General features: G+C 33.3%; 23 protein-coding genes and 2 pseudogenes. 4 read left to right on the top strand and 21 right to left on the bottom strand.

What is annotated here, in order from left to right; all coding sequences use genetic code 11:
• Positions 1 to 39: 39 nt before the first annotated feature.
• The 18 genes and pseudogenes from tnpA to ACM55F_RS16965 all read right to left on the bottom strand — a co-directional run bounded on the left by tnpA (position 40) and on the right by ACM55F_RS16965 (position 16,038).
• Positions 40 to 504: an IS200/IS605 family transposase gene (gene tnpA, locus ACM55F_RS17050; RefSeq protein WP_416855024.1), complete on the bottom strand. Its 465-nt coding sequence runs from the start codon at positions 502 to 504 to the stop codon at positions 40 to 42.
• 105 nt (positions 505 to 609) lie between these two features.
• Positions 610 to 840 (bottom strand): annotated as a pseudogene (locus ACM55F_RS17045) (dCTP deaminase/dUTPase family protein); the annotation flags it as partial.
• 423 nt (positions 841 to 1,263) lie between these two features.
• Entirely contained in the window at positions 1,264 to 2,730 is a 1,467-nt protein-coding gene (locus ACM55F_RS17040) for a lipopolysaccharide biosynthesis protein (protein WP_416855023.1), read from the bottom strand.
• A gap of 38 nt (positions 2,731 to 2,768) precedes the next feature.
• Positions 2,769 to 3,203, bottom strand: coding sequence for a hypothetical protein (locus ACM55F_RS17035; RefSeq protein ID WP_416855022.1), 435 nt, complete (start codon positions 3,201 to 3,203; stop codon positions 2,769 to 2,771).
• A gap of 74 nt (positions 3,204 to 3,277) precedes the next feature.
• Positions 3,278 to 3,721, bottom strand: a complete 444-nt coding sequence (locus ACM55F_RS17030; RefSeq protein WP_416855021.1) for a GNAT family N-acetyltransferase — start codon at positions 3,719 to 3,721, stop codon at positions 3,278 to 3,280.
• Positions 3,722 to 3,841: 120 nt separating this feature from the next.
• Positions 3,842 to 4,276 carry a DUF547 domain-containing protein gene (locus ACM55F_RS17025; RefSeq protein WP_416855020.1) on the bottom strand — a complete coding sequence of 145 codons (435 nt, stop codon included), beginning with the start codon at positions 4,274 to 4,276 and terminating at the stop codon, positions 3,842 to 3,844.
• Positions 4,277 to 4,597: 321 nt separating this feature from the next.
• Positions 4,598 to 5,458: an ATP synthase F1 subunit gamma gene (gene atpG / locus ACM55F_RS17020; RefSeq protein WP_416855019.1), complete on the bottom strand. Its 861-nt coding sequence runs from the start codon at positions 5,456 to 5,458 to the stop codon at positions 4,598 to 4,600.
• 85 nt (positions 5,459 to 5,543) lie between these two features.
• Positions 5,544 to 7,121, bottom strand: a complete 1,578-nt coding sequence (gene atpA / locus ACM55F_RS17015; protein WP_035669021.1) for a F0F1 ATP synthase subunit alpha — start codon at positions 7,119 to 7,121, stop codon at positions 5,544 to 5,546.
• A gap of 38 nt (positions 7,122 to 7,159) precedes the next feature.
• Positions 7,160 to 7,693: an ATP synthase F1 subunit delta gene (gene atpH, locus ACM55F_RS17010; protein WP_416855018.1), complete on the bottom strand. Its 534-nt coding sequence runs from the start codon at positions 7,691 to 7,693 to the stop codon at positions 7,160 to 7,162.
• 5 nt (positions 7,694 to 7,698) lie between these two features.
• Entirely contained in the window at positions 7,699 to 8,199 is a 501-nt protein-coding gene (locus tag ACM55F_RS17005) for a F0F1 ATP synthase subunit B (RefSeq protein WP_416855017.1), read from the bottom strand.
• A gap of 116 nt (positions 8,200 to 8,315) precedes the next feature.
• Positions 8,316 to 8,507, bottom strand: a complete 192-nt coding sequence (atpE, locus tag ACM55F_RS17000; RefSeq protein WP_073353856.1) for an ATP synthase F0 subunit C — start codon at positions 8,505 to 8,507, stop codon at positions 8,316 to 8,318.
• A 95-nt stretch (positions 8,508 to 8,602) separates the two neighbouring features.
• On the bottom strand, positions 8,603 to 9,733 hold the full coding sequence (atpB, locus tag ACM55F_RS16995; RefSeq protein ID WP_416855016.1) for a F0F1 ATP synthase subunit A: 1,131 nt from the start codon (positions 9,731 to 9,733) through the stop codon (positions 8,603 to 8,605).
• A gap of 120 nt (positions 9,734 to 9,853) precedes the next feature.
• Positions 9,854 to 10,246: a DUF6168 family protein gene (locus ACM55F_RS16990; RefSeq protein ID WP_416855015.1), complete on the bottom strand. Its 393-nt coding sequence runs from the start codon at positions 10,244 to 10,246 to the stop codon at positions 9,854 to 9,856.
• 107 nt (positions 10,247 to 10,353) lie between these two features.
• On the bottom strand, positions 10,354 to 10,578 hold the full coding sequence (locus ACM55F_RS16985; protein ID WP_416855014.1) for an AtpZ/AtpI family protein: 225 nt from the start codon (positions 10,576 to 10,578) through the stop codon (positions 10,354 to 10,356).
• Positions 10,547 to 10,954 (bottom strand): bactofilin family protein, encoded by a 408-nt coding sequence (locus tag ACM55F_RS16980; protein ID WP_416855013.1) that lies wholly within the window; start codon positions 10,952 to 10,954, stop codon positions 10,547 to 10,549. Before ACM55F_RS16980 ends, ACM55F_RS16985 begins: the two co-directional genes overlap by 32 nt.
• A 2-nt stretch (positions 10,955 to 10,956) precedes the next feature.
• Entirely contained in the window at positions 10,957 to 13,584 is a 2,628-nt protein-coding gene (gene porW, locus ACM55F_RS16975; protein ID WP_416855012.1) for a type IX secretion system periplasmic lipoprotein PorW/SprE, read from the bottom strand.
• Between the two features lie 238 nt (positions 13,585 to 13,822).
• The gene (locus ACM55F_RS16970; protein WP_416855011.1) at positions 13,823 to 14,518 is read right to left on the bottom strand and encodes an ABC transporter ATP-binding protein; all 696 of its coding nucleotides are present in this window, start codon (positions 14,516 to 14,518) and stop codon (positions 13,823 to 13,825) included.
• Between the two features lie 50 nt (positions 14,519 to 14,568).
• Positions 14,569 to 16,038, bottom strand: coding sequence for a DUF5687 family protein (locus ACM55F_RS16965; protein ID WP_416855010.1), 1,470 nt, complete (start codon positions 16,036 to 16,038; stop codon positions 14,569 to 14,571).
• 124 nt (positions 16,039 to 16,162) lie between these two features.
• On the opposite strand from ACM55F_RS16965, the gene ACM55F_RS16960 reads away from it, so the two are divergent.
• Positions 16,163 to 17,215, top strand: a complete 1,053-nt coding sequence (locus tag ACM55F_RS16960) for a 2Fe-2S iron-sulfur cluster-binding protein (protein WP_416855009.1) — start codon at positions 16,163 to 16,165, stop codon at positions 17,213 to 17,215.
• A 210-nt stretch (positions 17,216 to 17,425) separates the two neighbouring features.
• Positions 17,426 to 18,253: an AraC family transcriptional regulator gene (locus tag ACM55F_RS16955; RefSeq protein WP_416855008.1), complete on the top strand. Its 828-nt coding sequence runs from the start codon at positions 17,426 to 17,428 to the stop codon at positions 18,251 to 18,253.
• Between the two features lie 16 nt (positions 18,254 to 18,269).
• Here ACM55F_RS16955 and ACM55F_RS16950 read toward each other — a convergent pair whose 3' ends face one another.
• Positions 18,270 to 18,677, bottom strand: coding sequence for a winged helix-turn-helix transcriptional regulator (locus ACM55F_RS16950; protein ID WP_416855007.1), 408 nt, complete (start codon positions 18,675 to 18,677; stop codon positions 18,270 to 18,272).
• 170 nt (positions 18,678 to 18,847) lie between these two features.
• Between ACM55F_RS16950 and ACM55F_RS16945 the strand changes: the two genes are divergently transcribed.
• The gene (locus tag ACM55F_RS16945; RefSeq protein WP_416855006.1) at positions 18,848 to 18,988 is read left to right on the top strand and encodes a zinc-binding dehydrogenase; all 141 of its coding nucleotides are present in this window, start codon (positions 18,848 to 18,850) and stop codon (positions 18,986 to 18,988) included.
• A 74-nt stretch (positions 18,989 to 19,062) separates the two neighbouring features.
• Positions 19,063 to 19,863 carry a helix-turn-helix domain-containing protein gene (locus tag ACM55F_RS16940; RefSeq protein ID WP_416855005.1) on the top strand — a complete coding sequence of 267 codons (801 nt, stop codon included), beginning with the start codon at positions 19,063 to 19,065 and terminating at the stop codon, positions 19,861 to 19,863.
• A gap of 44 nt (positions 19,864 to 19,907) precedes the next feature.
• On the opposite strand, the gene ACM55F_RS16935 is transcribed toward ACM55F_RS16940, so the two are convergent.
• Together ACM55F_RS16935 and ACM55F_RS16930 are read right to left on the bottom strand one after the other, a co-directional pair.
• Positions 19,908 to 20,279, bottom strand: a complete 372-nt coding sequence (locus ACM55F_RS16935; protein WP_416855004.1) for a hypothetical protein — start codon at positions 20,277 to 20,279, stop codon at positions 19,908 to 19,910.
• A 39-nt stretch (positions 20,280 to 20,318) separates the two neighbouring features.
• A pseudogene (locus ACM55F_RS16930) lies at positions 20,319 to 20,432 on the bottom strand (IS982 family transposase); the annotation flags it as partial.

The raw sequence follows: 20,432 nt of genomic DNA, 5'->3' as shown, positions 1-20,432 counted from the left end.
GGGGTCTCTAGTATAATATCTTTTTACATAAAAATTTATTCATCCCTCAATCCATTCAAACAAATATTCATCTTTGAATTCTATTTCAAAATTTTTCAACATCTTTAAATATTCTTCCTTGAAAGTTTTCGCATTATGATGCTGCTTTTGATTCATAATATAGGCAATGACATTGTCTAATGCAGAATGACTATATGAAAATGCTCCGTAACCTTCTTGCCAACTAAAAGTTCTAGAACAAAATTTCTTATCATTTATAAATTCATTTGAAGATTTTTTCACTTCTCTAACTAAATCAGATAAGCAACAAGAAGGTTTCATTCCTATAAATATATGGATGTGATCCGGCATTCCATTTATAGCTAACATTTTTTGTCCTTTATTTTGAACAATACCTGTTATGTACTTATACAATTCCTCTTCCCAACTATTATTAATTAAAGACTGTCTGCCCTTTACTGCAAAAACTATCTGTATATAAATTTGAGAAAATGTACCCGACATAAATTTAATTGTTTTTTTCGATCTCCTATTTTTTTTAGCTTCCTAAATGGTATCATCATCGCTGGCTCAAGCGTCCCGCTTGTGACCATTACCCAAACCAACGGAAGAATTGAGAACGATGACTCCTTTTTTGGCAGCCAAACCACTTCTTGGGCGCACTTCTGCTTCGTATCCTATTGATAATTCTATGAAAAGTCCGGGTTTTACAATGGCTCTTTCTAATGGATTTAAGGTTATTGATTCCGTTAAGTTTGCTCTTAAATCCATTCCTGCCGAAGCTATGGTTTCATAGTTTGGTAAAGCATGTTGCGATTTGTTGATAATTTTTATTGTCATTTTTTTATTTTATATTATTTTGCTTCCTAATCCCGAAGGAATTTCATGTTTATAGAAAACATGATTTCCGAGATTGTACGACCCCTTCGGGGTCGAACCCATGTAACGCATTTGATTCTATAAACATTTGACCCCGTTGGGGTCTCTAGTATGGTATCTTTTTACACAAAAAATTATTCATCCTCAATCCATTCAAACAAATATTCGCAGTTTCATAATTTTGCAAATCGTACTTGATTAATTGATACTGTTTATCGTCATTGTTGTTGTTTAGCCGTGATGAAAGTGAAAAGCCTTTACTTTAAAATTGTATTTTTTCTTGGACAAAAAGAGCGACCAAAGGAAGCTCCTTTTTGGACTTAGAAAAAACCAATTTTAAAGTAAAGCTTGTAACGTACAGCGCGATTAGCTCCTAATTAAATTCTAATTGTTATTTCGGTTCAAAATTCGGGTTAACATTTCTTTTTCGTTGTAATATATGAAATACATGAATGCGAGTAGTAGAGGAATTCCAACAAAATAATTTTCTCGGAAACCATAGAATGAAATCACCGAAAATCCTATTGAAAGACCAAGATATCCCCCTATTTTCTTGGCATCATACGGTATTGGATAGTATTTATTTCCTAAATAATAGGAGATAAACATCATGCTTCCATAAGCAGCTAATGTTGCGATTGCTGACCCATAATAACTCATCGTTGGAATAAGCAGGTAATTCAACACCAATGTTACAATTGCGCCAACAATGGAGATATAAGCCCCAATATAGGTTTTGTCAATGAGTTTGTACCAAACGGAAAGATTGGTATAAATTCCGAGGAAAAAATTGGCTAGAATAATCAACGGAACGACTTTCATTGCTTCCCAATACGAGGTATCCCGAATCATAAGCTGTTTTAAAACATCGGCAAAAACGATTACCGCCAATAAAATAAAAGAGCCAAAAATGACAAAATATTTAGTCACTGTGGCATAGGTTTGCGGTGCATTAGCATTAGAAGCGTGGCTAAAAAAGAAAGGCTCTATTCCTAATGTATAGGCGGTTCGATACAAAACCATGAATAACCCTAATTTATAACAAGCCGAATACACTCCAACTTCAGCTTCGGCAATATTTACCGGCAATAATCTCCCTAATAGAATTTTATCAAACTGCTCGTTGATGGCAAATGCGATTCCGGCGACCATTATAGGTAATCCATAACGCATCATTCGCTTCCAAAGAGCTGCATCAAACTTCCATTTAAGCAAAATATAATCCGGTGACAGCACTACAAATGTCAACAAACTGGCAATGATGTTGGCTAAAAAGATATACCCAATCTGGAAATTTTCAATGAATAACGAACCTAAAGATCCATTAGGATGGGATTCCGCAATTTTGGGTAAAAAGAGTAAAAAGAAAACGCTTAAAGAAAGATTAATTAAAACATTTCCAATTTTGATTGCAGCATAAACCATCGGTTTTTGATAGGCTCTCAATTTTGAAAACGGAATAATCACCAAAGCATCCAATGCTAAAATCCAAATGGTATAGGTAATGTATTGCGCATCTATTCCTGACCATTGTGCCAATGTGTTTCGAAATAAAAGCGCAGCGAACAGAAAGCAAATCGAGGTCCAAAAAATTGAAACCATTGTTGTTTCAACTACTGATTTCTTATTGGTTTCATTATTATAAAACCTAAAAAAAGCAGTTTCCATTCCGTAAGCTAAAATAACATTAAAAAAAATCATCCATGCAAAAATGATAGATACTTTTCCATACTCGGCTTTTGGCAATAAATCAGTATAAAGCGGGACCAGTAAAAAACTGAACATTCTAGGTATAACCGTAGCTAGTCCATAAATTGCTGTTTGTTTGAAAAGGCTTTTATATAATCCCAAAATGATTTATCTGTTAATATTTATAAAAACAAAAATAACTAATTCTTTGGTTTATTTATCGATGGATAGGCAATCATTGGCTTTTCTTTGGGATTTACTATTTTAAAAAAAAGCGTTTGATCCATTTTCTTGTATTCCAATACTGCTTCGTTAAGTTTTAAATCGAATTTGGATTTTATAATAACTGGTGCTTTGTTCCCATATTCTTTTAAGGAATCACTATCCATGATTAAATCCGGAATCCTATTTTTTTGGTAAAAATGTACTACAAAAGTACTTTTGGTAACTTCTTCAAGATTTGATTCCTGATTTCTAAAATAGATTTTCCCCAGCTTAATTTCCTTAGAAAGCGGTTTTTTGAATTCAATATAAAAATCGATTCCGCTTATCATTCCATCTTGCCCACCAATCCATTTTTGAAAATAAACGGATTTGATTTCTTGTGGAAATTCCATTTGAAATTCTTGTTTCATAGCACAAAAAGTTAAGCTGATTGTAAGCATAAAAAAGAGCACTATTCTTTTATATCGTTTCATCTTTTGGCGATTTAACTTAATCCTTCTTCGTTTAAAATCTTAAGAAAATGAAATCCTTTTGGCACATATCCTTGGTTGTAATAAAAGCGATGAGCAGTAAAATTTCCCGTAAAAGCATCCAAAACAATCATGGTACAGCCTGTCTCTTTGGCTTTTATATCTATATAATCTGTCATCATTTTGCCCAGACCTTTAGAACGATGTTCCGGGTGAACGATAAAATTGTCTATCTCAATGTATTTTCCCGACCAAAGTTTTGTTCCCGACCAAAATCCGGAAACAGCCACACAAACCTCATTTTCAAAAACAGCTACTTGCTTGTAATTATGCGGAATCATTTCAACCAAATACGATTCATATTTTTCTAAAGTAAATGTGGGATATAAAAACCGCATTACTTCGATATTGCTAAGCATTTCGGCTAACGTGGTCAGTTCTTTAATTTCTAATTGCATTCTTCCTACTGTGTTTTAAACTATAAAATTAAACAAAAAGAACCTGTAAATATAGGCCATTGAAATATTTATAGAAACACGTTATTCTTTTACAACCAATAATTTAGGAAAATTTATAGATTAAACTCTGGATGGATTAAAGCTTAAAGCGCCACGATTCAATAGAAAATGCAAATTATAATCTAATTGGCTTATAGCAATCGTTTTTATAAACTTTGAATAAAATGGGTTGTTAATATAAATGGAGCCAATATTATAGCTGTAATTTCTTAAAATTCCATACTCAATATCATTTAAGGATAAATGATACCGCGAAATCTTAATTCTCTTTTGTTTAAAAACAGACGTATGCTGTCTTGGTTCGTTAGCGATTATTAAAACGTAAGCATTGTAGATATTAATCCAAAACGTTTTTTTTAAATCATCCGTATTCAAATTGATATCAATGTTTTTTTGTTTTAAGTAAAAAAGCTCTCTTCTCAATAAAACAGAATCTTCCCTTGACTGAGCTTTCAATAGAATTCTTTCCGATAAAAGTATTAGATAATTTTCCAAAATAATTTAAATATAGATTTAAAATTTAATCCCGTTGCAACAGATAAAAACAATTCAATCACCGTATTTTTCTACTCGATAATGAATTGAATAAAAATGCAAAGATTGAATTAATTTAAATTTTAAAACTATTACAATTGTTAAGCAATCATTACTCACATTAAATTAATGTTGTTTATCAATAATCAACAAGAATCTCTGCAACTATTTAGATAACAGAAAATATTATACTGAGTACTGGCTAATGGACTAAAAATTTATACCAAAAAAAAAAGAGCCAACACATGGTTGGCTCTTAATATATTTTCAATCAATAATTTATTATCCATTCAATGCTTCGGCACCACCAACAATCTCTAAGATCTCATTAGTAATAGAAGCTTGACGTGCTTTATTGTAAGTCAATTTCAATTGATTTCTCAACTCCGTTGCGTTATCCGTTGCTTTGTGCATGGCAGTCATACGCGCTCCGTGCTCTGAAGCAAATGAATCACGAATTCCTTTATACAATTGTGTTTTTAATGATTTTGGAATCAAAGTCAACACGATTTCTTCTTTTGAAGGTTCAAAAATATAATCACCAGTCGAAACTGTAAGATCAGATTTTATAGGTGCTAATGGCAAAAATTGTTCGGTTTGAACGATTTGTGTCGCAGCATTTTTAAATTGGTTGTAAATCAACTCAATTTTATCGTATTCACCAGAAACGAATTTCTCCGTTAACAGGTCCGCAATTTTAGCCACATTGTCAAAAGTCAAATCGTCAAAAATAGCGCTTTGATTATCAACAATTGAAAGTGATTTGCTCAAAACATCATTTCCTTTTTTACCGATAGCAAAAATATCAACTTGTTTTCCAGCATAAACCTCAGAACGGCTTTTCGCTTCTTTGATAACATTTGTATTAAATGCACCACATAAACCTCTATTTGAAGTTATGGCTACAACTAAAACTTTTTTAATCTCACGTTGTGTTGTAAACTCTCCACCTGCATCACCTTCAAGTGTAGCAGAAAGATTTTGCAATAATTCCGTTAATTTTTCGGCATAAGGGCGCATTGCTGTGATTGCATCTTGTGCTTTCTTTAGCTTTGCTGCAGAAACCATTTTCATTGCCGATGTAATTTGCATCGTAGATGAAACGGAAGTAATTCTATTACGGATTTCCTTTAAATTTGCCATTTTTTTGTAAGTATTAAGTAGTAATTATTAAGTAATAAGTAATAAAGAAAACCTTACTACTTACTACTTAAAATTTAAAACTTTTTTAGTTATATTTTGCTGATAATTCTTTTGCTACAGTTTCGATTACATCAGTAATTTCGTCTGTTAATTTTCCTGCTTTCAAAGCATCAAGAGTCGCTCTGTGTTTGTTGTTTAAGAATTCTAAGAAATCTTTCTCAAATTCTCTTACTTTATTCACAGGAACATTTCTCAATAAGTTTTTAGAACCAGCATAGATAATCGCAACTTGGTCTTCAACAGTATAAGGATCATTTAAACCTTGTTTCAAGATCTCAACGTTTCTTTTTCCTTTTTCAATTACGTTTAAAGTAACTGCATCTAAATCAGAACCAAATTTAGCAAACGCTTCCAATTCACGGAATTGTGCTTGATCCAGTTTTAAAGTACCTGCTACTTTTTTCATTGATTTAATTTGTGCATTTCCTCCAACACGAGATACCGAAATACCTACATTAATTGCCGGACGAACCCCAGAGTTAAACAAATCTCCATCCAAGAAAATTTGACCATCTGTAATCGAAATTACGTTTGTTGGGATATAGGCAGAAACGTCACCAGCTTGAGTTTCAATAATTGGTAAAGCAGTCAATGAACCACCACCTTTTACAATTGATTTCAATGAATCTGGTAAATCGTTCATGTCTTTAGCAATTCCATCATCTGCAATTACTTTACAAGCACGTTCTAATAATCTACTGTGAAGGTAGAAAACGTCTCCAGGATATGCTTCACGTCCCGGTGGTCTTCTTAATAAAAGAGAAACCTCACGGTAAGCAACAGCTTGTTTAGATAAATCATCATAAACAATTAAAGCCGGGCGACCTGAATCTCTAAAATATTCTCCAATTGCAGCACCTGCGAAAGGAGCATACACTTGCATTGGAGCTGGATCAGAAGCATTAGCAGCAACAATAATGGTATAAGCCATTGCGCCTTTTTCTTCTAACATTTTAGCAATTCCTGCTACAGTTGACGCTTTTTGTCCAATTGCAACATATATACAGAATACTGGTTTCCCAGCATCATAAAATTCTTTTTGATTTAAGATAGTATCGATACAAACAGTTGATTTACCTGTTTGACGGTCACCAATAACTAGCTCACGTTGTCCACGACCTACTGGAATCATAGCATCTACTGCTTTAATACCGGTTTGTAATGGCTCAGTAACTGGTTGACGGAAGATAACTCCAGGAGCTTTTCTTTCCAAAGGCATCTCGTATAAATCTCCACCGATTGGTCCTTTTCCATCAATTGGAAAACCAAGAGTATTTACTACACGACCTACCATTTGTTCTCCTACTTTAAGAGAAGCAATACGTTGTGTTCTTTTTGCAGTTGATCCTTCTTTGATTCCTGTAGATGGTCCTAAAAGTACCACACCTACATTGTCTTCTTCAAGATTCAAAACAATAGCTTCTAATCCATTGTCAAATTCAACTAATTCTCCGTATTGAACATTAGAAAGCCCGTAAACACGAGCAATACCATCTCCAACTTGAAGTACTGTTCCTACTTCTTCTAGTGTAGCACCAGATTCAAAACCTTCTACTTGCTTTCTTAATATTGCTGAAATTTCAGCAGGTTTGATTTCCGCCATCTTAATTTATAATTTAGACACTTAAATGTGTAATAAAACTAATTACTTAACTCTCTCTTTAATACTTGTAATCTGTTGGCTACTGAAGCATTATACTGCTTGTCGCCTATTCTTAGAATAAATCCTCCAATGATTGAAGCATCTACTATATTTTCTATTGTGATTTTTTTATCCGATAATGTTGCAATTTTAGCTAAAACTTTAGCTTCTAATGCTGCATCCATTGTGATAGCTGTAGTAACTTGCGCCACTTCAACACCATTCATGATATCAGATAACTTACTGTACTCTATTGCAATTGCTTCTAGAATTTCGAATCTTTTGTTTTCAAATAACAAATGAAATAACCCTTGAGTTACCCCATTGATACCTGCAAAAACTTCTAACAGTGCTTTTTCTTTCACTTCCACTTTCATGGTAGGATTTTGAATAAAAGTACTCAATTCCAAATTACCATTAATTGTCGAAGCAATAGATTTCATATCGTTATTTACAACTTCGGCAACACCTTTTGAGTTTGCTAAGTCTAGAATTGCTTTTGCATAACGAATTGCTGCTCTTGTACTTGCCATAATTGTTAGTTTAACTTTACGTCGCCTAACATTTTCTCAACTAATTTAGTTTGAGCTTCTTTGTTAGATAATTCGTCTTTCAATATTTTTTCTGCGATACTCAATGATAAAGTTGAAACTTGTAATTTCAATTCTGCCATAGCTGCATTTTTTTCGCTTTCAATTGCTGCTTTCGCTTGCTCAATCATTTTCAGACCTTGAACTTGCGCTTCGTTTTTAGCATCAGCAACCATTTTCTCTTTCATTTCACGAGCATCTTTAAGCATGTTGTCACGCTCTAATCTCGCTTCTTGTAAAATACGTTGGTTGTCTGCTTGAAGATTTTGCATTTCTTTTCTAGCATTTTCAGCAGAAAGTAATGCATTTTTGATTCCTTCTTCTCTATCATTAACTGCATCAAGAATTGGTTTCCAAGCGAATTTTTTTAATAAGAATATTAATCCAACAAATATTGCTATTTGCCAAATAAACAAACCAAACGAAAAATCATTTATTAACTTATCCATTATATCTAATTATAAATTTTAAAGTATGAATTGCTTTTAATCGCAATTTTAATGTTTTAATTTTAAAAACAATAGTTACAACCAACCGTTGTAACTATTGTTTTTTTAAGTTTTAATTAAGATGCGAATAACGCAGCAAAACCAATACCTTCAATAAGTGCAGCTGCAATAAGCATAGCTGTTTGGATTTTTCCAGAAGCTTCTGGTTGACGAGCAATAGCGTCCATTGCTGAACCACCAATTCTACCAATACCTAAACCTGCTCCGATAACAATCAATCCTGCTCCTACAATAGTTGGAATTTCCATAATATATATATTAAAAATTAAACATTCTTTGTTAAGGTTTATTCGGTTAATTGTTTATTCGGTTAAACGATTAAACAAAAAACGATTAAACTTTTTTAATGAGCTTCGTCGTGATGATGCTCTTCGTTTCCTGCTCCAAAATAAAGAGCCGACAACATGGTGAAAATATACGCTTGTAAAAACGCAACTAATATTTCAAGGATAGAAAGTGCAAATGCCAATCCGAATGACAAAGTACTTCCAATCCAGCTTTTAAAGATAAACATTAAACCAATGATGCTCATCAAAACAACGTGTCCTGCTAAAATATTAGCGTATAAACGTATCATTAATGAAAATGGTTTGATGATTGTTCCCAATAATTCAATTGGAGCCAAAATAAATTTCATTGGAGTTGGCACACCTGGCATCCAGAAAATATGTCCCCAGTAATTTTTATTAGCAGTGAAAGTTGTAATTAAATACGTTAACAAAGCTAATGATGCTGTAATAGCAATATTACCTGTTACGTTAAATCCTAGCGGAGTTAATCCTAATATGTTTAAAAAGAAAATAAAGAAAAATATAGTCAATAAATAACTCATGTATTTTTTATATCCTTTTTCTCCAATGTTTGGAATTGCAATTTCGTCTCTTACATAAAGAACAAGTGGTTCAAAGAAACGACCAGCTCCTGAAGCTATACCGCCATTTTTAGCATACGATTTTGCTAAACCTGTAAACAATACAAACATTAAGACTGCTATTCCTAAAATACCGATTACACTTTTTGTAATAGATAAGTCTAGTGGAGTTGCATTTGTTGGGTGACCATGCTCTTCTGTTAAAGTTCCAGAAGCGTCCGTTTTGTATATTTTTTCATGGTGCAATACGTAGAAGTTTCCATTGTGTTCTGCAACTTCTTCACCATGATGAAATTTTGAAGAAGAAAATACTTGCAAACCATTATCCCAAAGAATAATTGGCAATGAAAAACCATAATGCTCTCCTGTTTCTTCATTTACAGAAAATGTAAAATCATGAGCATCCAAAAGGTGATGATTGATAAATTCCTTAATTTTAGATTTCACATCTGTTGGTTCAGCATGAGCCTCTTCTGTCACCTCATGAGCAACTTCCGTTTTTACTTTCACAGAATCCTTTTCAGGATTTGCAAAACTAATTAGAGGAAGACACGCTACAAAAGCTACTAATATAAATCTAAGTGGTTTGTTTGAAATCACCATAACAGTTAATTATCTTAATTTATTACGTTTCTGAAATTTGGTGCAAATGTACATTTTTTATTAATATTCAAAAGCATATAAAAATTTATTTTTGGAACATTTGATACATAAACATCATATTTATTGCTTTTCGTTTAGTATGCGTATCGTTAGAACGGTTTCAATTGCTAAAAAGAGAATAAACATCACAAAAAAATTCTTCCTCTCCATTGTGTTATTTTGATTTGAGACTTGCAATAAAGGTCTTAAAATCAAATAACAAAAAACCATTTTAATGCTTGTTCCCAGAAGAAATGACATTCCAACATTATCAAAACTGCGTTCTTTGACTTTCAACAAAACAATAAAGACAATTATTGATAAACCTAAAAAAAGTAAATAGAGCGTTTCAATCGAATAATAAAAAGCTTCATCATTTATATGTAAAACATAAAAAATAATTTTATGAAGAATGTAGGCTAATCCCGCAAGTGACAGTAAGCTTAGAAGCGGTTTGTAATTTTGTAAATTCATTGGGTTTGTTTTTTGCCGCGAAGGTACTAAGACGTAAAGTTATTATGATTTCTGACAGAGAAATACATTTACACCTGGTTCTTACTATTTTTTCTTTTGAAAAATCACTACTTTTTGTTGATTTCGTTTACCTGTCGTATCACATTATACAAAGCCAATGCAACACCAACCATTATCAAGATTTTATTATAATACACTTTTGGATTGGGATGATTTTCGTCTAACCAATCTCCAAGATAGGAAAACAGAAAGATGATCGCCCCCATTTGAATCGGGATATTAATCAGGGCCAGCCATTTACTAGCTTGTCTTTTGTTGGGTTTGTTGTCCATCGTTTGGCATTAGATTTTTTATATTGGTCTTCATTGCACAAGAAGCACTAAAATCAGCACCCGGTTCTACTGATAATTTCCCAACTGAAACTTCACCTTGAATACTTGCTTTGGATTTTACATTCAGGATTTCGGTTACCTGAATTTTACCATTGAACTTCCCTTCAATATCAGCGTTTTTACAAACGATATCACCGGTAACACTTCCCGCGGGGCCAATAACTATTTTTCCACTTGATTGGAAATTCCCAATTAATTCCCCATCCAATCTAAAATCGGCCTGAGAAATAATATCGCCTTTTATGGTGGTTCCTTCAACTATTCTATTGGTTTTTCCCAAAAGATCAGTATATGATTTTGCCTTTTTATCAAACATAATTATGGGTTTTTAGGTGCTAAATACACCTCAAGGTTTTTCTTGATTTGAATTACTGTATAGTTTTCAGCCGAAACAACTATTGCAGGTTCATCAATTTTATATTTCTTATTTTCTTTTAAAACCTGAATGATATTTTTTGCAAAAGGCTCCGAGTTTATCCCATGAATAGTTATAAAATTTTCGTTTTCAGTATAAACATCATAGGAATAAGAAACCTTAAAATTCTCATTGGTAATGAACAACTTTAATTTGTCTTCAATTGTCTTTGTGTTTTTATCGGCTCTTGCTCCTACTTTATAAATAATTTTCCAATTCTTGGTATCAGCAGTACTAAAGTCTTTTTCTTCTAAAAACGGAATTTGAGCTGTCAGAATTTCTACAGCTTTTTTACCTTCTTCGCTATTAGGATAATTATCCGCCAATTCCTGCAATGCTTTTTTATAGGCTAATAATCCTCTAAGTTTTCCAAGAGTGGTTGCTTTTAAAAGTTCAAATTTGGAAACAATTTCATCACCTGAAAACTGATTAATCAAATCGTCAATTTTTGCTAATACAACAGCATATTGCTCTTCTTGGTACAATTTATACCATTTATTATAGACTTTCTCCGGTGATTCATTATCTGAAGCTACATTCGAATTGGTATTGTTTATTATTTGTGCATACCGAGAATCCGGGAATTGACTAGAAATTTTGTTTTTGATTGTCTCCGCTTTAGCAACATCCGTAATTTGGTAAATTTTATATAAATTATAGAGTGCCGGAAGAATCAGTTTTTCTTCTGGATTATTTTTTAATAACTGTTCCAGTTTAGTACTGGCCAATTCATATTCTTTGAATTTTTCTTTATAAATAACCCCAAGTTGATAATAGGCAAAATTACGTTCTTTGGCAATGCTGTCAATCGCGGTTTGTTTTGTTGGAAGCTGTTTTAGATAATAATCGGTGGTGTATGTTTCAACTGGTTTGTCAATTGCTAATTTATCTTCCGATGTTGCTTTGTTTCCATTGATGGAATCATTCACAGCAAAGTCCGTTTTGTTGGCTGACAATCTCCAATTCCCCCTTGAAGATCGGTCTCCCCATGTTTTTTTAAACTCCAGTTTTCCAAAAGCAATGGTTGTGGGATTGTAAAAATAGAAAACACTTGCTGCCTGTTGTGAAGAAGAAACATCAATTGTTGGAGGTGCTAATGGTGATTTTCTTATTGGTTTTCCTGCTTCCTGATTAGGGGAAGCTGGATCAATCAAGGCAGTTTTAGTATTTCTTTCTATATTTTCCTGTTTCTCTTTAAGCTTCTCTTCTAAAATTCTTTTGGCTTCATCATCCTTTTTTAACTTGTCGATATAATTTTCAAAATATAAAACCCTGTCCGTTTCTGACAAAGCAACCACATTCAAAATACTGTCGTTTGTTTTGGCAATAGCTTCGAGTTGTATTACTTCGTCTAAATCTTTTCTGGTTTTTTGAATGCGAATGAATTCTCTGGTTTTAACATCCAGCTTTACTAAAGTACTGTCATAATACTTAGCGGCAACTGGATAATCGGCATTTTTGAAATACATATTTCCTAAATCCCTATAATTTGAAGCGATCAAATATTGGTCTGTTGTTGCTTTTTTTAGCGAAGTGTTGTAAAAATTTAAAGCTTCTTTTTGTTTGTCATTTTTATCATAAAACACTGCCTTTTCTCTATAAATTACATCTAGAAATGGTCTGTTTTCTCTGTCGGCAATTAGTTTGTTGTATGTTTTTAAAAACGCAGTGGTATCTCCGGTTTTATAATCGAATAATTGCGCTTTTTTGGCGTAAGCCTGAATAACATATTTCCTTTCGGATTTTCTATTCATATCAATCACCGATTGATAGCTGTAAATAGCACTGTCTTTTTTGCCTAATTCCTCGTACAATTGCCCAAGAATAAAGCGATATCTCGCTCTTTCAGCTTTTACTTTAGTATATCTTTCGGCTATTTTTAATTTTACTAAAGCGCTGTCTTTTTCTTCCAAGTTCAAAAAAGCTTCTGATAATAGTGCATTTGCATCAGCAAAAACCTGTTTTTTCAACTCTTTTTCCTTCAGCATTTTGGTCATATTTTTCACAACCAAAGCATCGTTTCCAAGTCGCATATTGGTTTTTTCACGCCAAATTTTGGCTTCATAAATTCTACTGCTGTTGGGATATTTGTATAAAATATAATTGAATGCATCCAATGCCGGAACGAATCTTTGGTCGTAATAACGGGATTTACCAAGTAGTAAATACGCTTCGTCTATTTGGCTGTTTTTTTCTCTTCCGCCAATGTTCATGGAGTGTTTTTGAATTGCCTTTGTGGCTTTGGTTTCGGCCAATTCAAAATCAGTATTTTTAGGTTTTCCATCAGGAGAAACATCCTCCTCCATTTGCATTCTTTCGATTGGCAAACGCTTCCAAAAATCATCTTTACTGTTTGCTTTTATACCATTAACTCCTTTGTCCAACCCTATTTGCCCGTTGTATAAAATATTGTATTTCGTGCTCAAAGCATGTGATTTTCTCGCCAAAAAAGTGTCCTTTTTAGTAGAACACGCTACCAAAAACAATAAAAATCCTAGCGAAAATATATGTTTGAATGTGTTGGTTTTCAATGGTAAACGTTTTTTATCAATTAACTTCTAAAAGTACTATTTAGTATAATGACTTGTAAAAATACGTTTCTTTTTGCTATCGTGGAAATTATTGGGTTTCTTTTTGATTGCCAGTTTTGCTTTTGCGTGAGGGTTAGCAGCGGAAATCCTTTTTTATTCTTTTTTCAAGAATAAAAAAGATTGAGAGCGAAAAGCCCGACCCGGAATTTTTCTTTCCGGGTCACGCCCAAATTAAATTTTAAACTGCAAAAAACAGTTCCAGTTCTTGCAACGTTTCGGCAGATGTTTGAATATCTTTCACGACTTCGCCTTTGTTTAACGCAACAATTCTGTTACAAACCTCAACCGTATGTTGCAAGTCATGACTGGAAACCAGCACTGTTACATCCGGATTTTCCGCTAATTCTTTGATGATTTTTTTCAATCTATTGACCGTTGTAGGGTCTAAATTAGCAAAGGGTTCATCCAGAATTATCACTTCAGGGTTTCCTATGAGTGTCGCGATAATTCCCACTTTCTTCTGGTTTCCTTTGGATAAATCACGCAAATACTTCTTGTTTTTAAGGATTTCACCATTAAAAAATTCCTCGTGTTTGTCCAGCAAAGCATCAATATCCGCTTTGTTCTGTCCGCGTAAATCGCCTATGAAATAAAAATATTCTTCGGGGGTTAAGTAGCCAATTAAAAAGCTTTCGTCCAGAAAAGAAGCGGTGAAAGGTTTCCAGTTTTCGCTTGTATTTACTTGAATGGCACTGTTGATAATATGCCCCGTTGAAGGCTGGATTAAATCCAATAGCAAACTGAAAAATGTGGTTTTTCCGGCGCCGTTATTCCCTACCAATCCAAAACTTTGCCCTTTTGGGATTTCCAGATTTTCGATTTTAAGAACCGTTGTGCCGTTATATATTTTTGAAAGATCGTTTACTTGTATCATTTTTTTAAAGTTTAATCGTTTAACTGGTTATTGGTTAATCTGATTTCTAATTAACTTTTTTGTTTGTAAGCCGCTATCGTTTTGTACTTCTCTGTTTTATAAATTCTTTCGATCAATGAAAAGACCTTATCTCTCAAAGCAAAACCTATTATTCCAGCAATTGCCACCATTGCTAATCCTAAATTAGGACTCATTAACGTGGAACCAATCCAATAAAGTCCCAACGGCAATAGCAATTTAGGCAACGAGATCAACATGGTATTTACATTAAAGGCTTTTTTATCTCCAAAAGCGCCTTTGCTGGAATCTAAATCTATTGGCGTTTTAGTATAAGCGCCCGCAAGAAGTACCAAATGTGAATTTACTCCAATATTATAAATGGCGCCCACAACAATTGTCAGATACACCTGCCATCCAAAATACAAATAGAATGAAGACAAAATCGTCGAAATAACTGTTGCAATAACGATTAGCCACCATTTTGAACTCAAATATCCTCGATACGGAATATTTTGGGTCATCATTAATTGATAATAAGAGCTGTCCCAACTAGGCACAAATTGTCCGAAAGTGAAGAGAAAACCCCCCGAAACAAAAATTCCTGCAAAAATGTGCATTATGGGATTATTATACGCTTCAATTTTATTGGTAAAGAATAGGAAACCATAAAATAAAAACACCACACTCATGATAACGGTAGTTTTAGACCGTTTGTTTCTTTTGATGAGTTTAATGTCATTTTTCAAGAATGTTCCCAATGTTCCAAACTGATTCAACCACGTTAAATCCTCGGTTTTGGCGATTTGTTGTTTGTTTGAAAGTCCTGAATCAAGGTATAAATTGTTTTTGAAATACTTGAACGTAACATAATACAGTCCAATTAAAGCCAAAATTGGCAGTAAAAACATCCATTTTGTGTAGAATAAACCCTCAAAGAAAATGGTCGTATAATTAGTAATATCAAAAACATGATAATACTGACAGCCCCCCAAAACAATCACAATTCCCACGAAAATGGCAAACAAATTATCTCTATTATTCAATATGATATTTAGAAAATTATTGACGTAAATCAACGAAATCATGGCTAAATGCCAAAGCAATACGCTCACCACATCATATCCTTCAATAATTAATACTACTGAAAATGGCAAAAAGAAAAAAGCATGTCCATAATTAAAAAAAGACAATACGGTTTTGCCCAACGAAAAATGAACAATTGTTGGTTTCTTAAACGGTAAAACCAATAAGGGACGGATGTTCATTACCGGAATTTTTTGCAACAGCAAACGAAAAATCAAATCAAATAAAAAGTAGTAAATCAGGAATTTATTGACGGTTTCCAATGGTTCCAGATTCATTTTCTTGATAATATAAAAGGCTCCAATTCCCAAAGCCAAAAAAACTAAAGCAAAATAAATAGCCAGAAAAAGCATCAAGATTTTTAAACCTAAATTTGTTGCGAAGGAAGCTGATCTCGTAAAAGCCTTCCATTCGAGATAGATAAATTTTTTGAACATGGTTTATAGTTTGGTTTTGCAAATAGGTAGTTAAATTCTTGAAATGTTAGATCTAAGATAAAAAAATCGGCAATTATAATCCCCATTTATTTGTCGTTTCCTACTTTTGTAAAAAATTAATCACATGCCATCCTTTTTAAAACTTATTATAAAAGAAGTAAAACGTGAAACCAAAGATGCGGTTTCCATACTTTTTAATGTTCCTGAGGAATTAAAACCAAACTATATTTTTGTTGCAGGTCAATATATTAATCTTAGACTTACCTTAGACAATCAGGAAATTCGTCGTGCGTATTCTCTTTGTTCTGCTCCAGAAAGTGGGGAATTACGAATCGCTGTAAAAGCAGTAAAAAATGGTGCTTTTTCTCAGTTTGCCAATACAAAATTGAAGGCAGGTGACGCTCTTGAAGTAGGAAAACCAGAAGGGAAATTTACTTTTGAACCACAAGCTGACCGACAAAAAAATTATGTGGCTTTTGTAGCCGGAAGCGGAATCACACCCGTACTTTCTATCCTGAAATCAGTATTGAAAAGCGAACCTAAAAGTTCTTTTGTCCTTGTTTATGGAAACAGATCTCCCGAGGAAACTATCTTTCATCAAGAATTGCACGATTTGCAATTGCAATATGTAGGCCGTCTTTTTGTGCATTATGTTTACAGTCAAGCCAAAGCAGAACATGCATTATTTGGCCGAATAGATAAATCGACGGTGAATTTTGTTTTGAATAACAAACACAAAGAATTGGAATTTGATAAGTTCTATTTATGTGGCCCAGAGGAAATGATTAATGCCGTTTCTGGTGTTTTGGCAGCAAAAAACATCAAAGAATCAGCCATAAAATTTGAATTGTTTACTACTTCTTCCAAAGAACATAAAATCGAAAAATCATTAGAAGGACATTCTAAAATCACTGTTATGGTGGATGATGATGAAACGACTTTTGAAATGTCACAAAAACAAACCATCCTTGAAGCAGCTTTAAAACAAGGTCTTGATGCTCCCTATTCATGCCAAGGCGGAATCTGTAGCAGTTGTCTGGCTCGTGTAACTTCAGGAACTGCCGAAATGACTAAAAACTCGATTCTTACTGATAAAGAAATCGCCGATGGTTTAATCTTAACCTGTCAAGCGCACCCAACGTCAGAAAGCATTTATGTAGATTATGACGATGTTTAGCAAATAGTCTAAATGATACCGAAAACTTCTCTGAAAAGGGAAGTTTTTTTATTTTAAGGAGGTTTTGTAAAGCGACACCGCAAACCAGCACAACTTGACAGGCACAATTTTAAAGTGAGCCTTACAGAAAGACAAAATGAACCTTGCAATAAAGTCATACTAAAGCAAAAAACTTAAATTTGTTGGTTAATAATCTAACATCAGCAAATTATGAATATGCAACAAGACGATAGTTTAAAAACCATAGCTTATTCAGGTATATTTTTATCCTGCTTTTCAGATTATAGCGAAAAATGTATTCACGCAACTCCAGAACACGTTTTGATCTATCTGTATTCTGGTGAACAAGTAATTGAAGATAGAAATAGGAAAATAACGTTACAGGCAGGTGATTGTGCATTTATCAGAAGAGACCACCGTTTGAAAATGTACAAAAACAGCAAGGGAGAAGAATTATACAAAGGCATTTCGCTTACGTTTAAACGAAGTGTGTTGCGTGAATTTTACAGTAAAATGGATAAGGCTGAAATGCCGAAAAACATAGCTGTTTCAGATGATTATGTTTTTAAATTACAACCTTCGCCCGCAATAGAAAGTCTATTTCAATCGTTGAATCCTTATTTTGATAGCAATGTGAAACCAACCGAAGGTGTAACCCATCTGAAATTATTGGAAGGAATTTATGCCTTGTTAAATAGTAATGAATTATTATATCCAATACTTTTTGATTTTGCTGAACCCTGGAAAGTAGACATCATTGAATTCCTAAATGAAAATTATCAGGACGAACTGACCATGGAACAAATTGCATCCTTCACGGGGCGTAGTTTAGCAACTTTTAAACGAGATTTCAAAAAAATAAGCAATCTTACTCCACAAAAATGGCTGATTAAAAAACGTCTTGAAGTTGCCTATTTTAAACTGAAAGAAGAAGGTAAAAAAGTACAGGATGTGTATGTGGAAGTTGGATTTAAAAATCCATCGCATTTCTCTACGGCTTTTAAAAAACAATATGGAATTTCACCTACAGAAGTTTAAAATTTTGGAGTCAGTTTTACTTTTTCGAACTTTTAGATGACGCTTCCAAAGAACTTTCGTTTCTAATCTTCTGGCGGTGTTGCATTCCCCATTTGGTCATTGCCCCGACAACTTCTTCTAAGGTTTGGCTGTACGGTAGCAATTCATATTCAATACTAACCGGATAACCAACTGCCACTTTTTTTATAATAAATCCGTTTAGTTCTAATTCTTTAAGTTCGCTCGAAAGTACCCTTGCCGAAATGCCATTTACTTGTCGCTGAATTTCGGTAAAACGCTTGTTTCCTCTTGCCATTGCAATGATAATCATCAATTTCCATTTTCCTCCAATGGCGTATAATGCGTCTGAAACTGCCATTAAAACAGCATTACATTCTTCTGTAAATGCTTTGTTATCTATTTGATTTTCTTTTACTTCAGCCATAACTATGATGTTTCTTAGTCACTAACCTTTAAGTAACTACTAATAAATTGTTAGCAAATATACTATAATTTTTTTGAGTAATAATAACATAACGATTTTTCAAGAATTAATTAAAAAGTAAAATTATGACACTAGAAATTTTAAAAACAAAAAACAATTAAAAGAGTGATGTGGAAGAGATTAAAGAGTTATTGGAAGCTGGTAAATTGAAGTCACACATTTCTCAAACTTTTGCACTCAAAGAAACGTATAAGGCACACCAACAAATAGAAACCCACGCTACTAAAGGCAAAATCGTGGTCAAACTTTAATTTATTTAAAGTTAATATTTGTAATTTTGGTATTCAACACAGCTATTATTTAATGTAAATAATAATCAAAACTAATGGCAAAACAAAACTTTAACAAATTCACAGATCTTGTTTGGACGGTTACCGAGGAAGGCATTTATAAAGACGACCTTAGTCTTGAATTTCATTCTTTTGTGCTGATTATTTCCGGCGAAATGAAAATCATACAGGCAGACAAATCATATACATTCGGTGCGGAAAGTATGTTGTTGTTTCCTAGAAATCAGATATCGGCTGTCATAAAACAACCTAAAGATGGCAGACCTTACAAAGCTGTCGTTTTTGGGTTGACGGTAGAAAGACTGAAAGCATTTTACGCAAAAGAAAAACCAAATCTTAACGTTCCGCCAGACCCGTCTGTCCGAATTTTAAATGAACAGCCATTGTTGAAAAGTTTCTTTTCATCCATAATTCCTTATTTTGAATTGGAGCAAAATCTTCCCGAAAATATTGCAAAGCTTAAATTTGAAGAGGCAATATCCATTCTCAGATTTATTGAACCAAATATCGACAGTGTTCTCGCAGATTTCTCTGAACCCGGAAAAATAAACCTGGTTGATTTCATGGAGAAACATTACAAGTTTAATATGCCTCTTGAAAAATTTGCCTATCTCACGGGTCGCAGTCTTTCAACATTTATCAGAGATTTTAAGAAGGCTTTTAAAATCACGCCGCAACGTTGGCTTACAAGAAAACGACTGGAGCTGGCTCATTTTCAACTTTCCAAAAAAGACAAAAAAGCGGGAGATATTTATTTAGAAATTGGTTTTGAAAATCTCTCCCATTTTTCTTTTGCCTTTAAGAAACAGTTTGGCTATTCTCCTTCAGAATTATAATCTGTAAGCTAAAGTTCAAACAAATAATAATCCATTGCGGATTATTATTTGTTTTTAAATACTTTTTTGTAAAGATTTACTTCCGCACCGTTTGCCATTCCTTTCATCATTGCAAAAATCTCTTCAGAATAGTTGCCAAGCAGGTCTATTCTATTGATTTTCCAATCCACTTTATGATTATTCATCACCGGAGCAAACGCTTGTGCGTGTTTCATCAATTCATTTTCGTTCGCGTAAGATTCCAGGAAAAGAATATCTAATGTCTCCGGATTATAATGACATTCGTGGATTAAAACCCCGTCTCCTTCTTTCGGCACTGCGATTCTTGCTTCTGCCATTAATTGTTCTAATTTTTCCCATTCATTGGGATTTACCGCTGCGGACATAGTGAGCCGCAAAATTGATTGTTCTGACATTTGAAACTTATTTATTATTTAATTACCCGTTGGGTGTAATTAAATAATTTGATTTTTAATATTATTTATCGGTCTTTGAAAGATAAATTTATTGATATATTGTACCATTGTTAATGCTGTTATTTTAGCCAAAACTCTTGTTCTAAAACCTTC

Origin of the sequence: Flavobacterium melibiosi, assembly GCF_048158545.1 — a bacterium.
GTDB lineage: Bacteria > Bacteroidota > Bacteroidia > Flavobacteriales > Flavobacteriaceae > Flavobacterium > Flavobacterium melibiosi.
The sequence above is the reverse complement of the archived record's forward strand: the minus strand, read 5'-3'. Positions and strand labels throughout refer to the sequence as shown.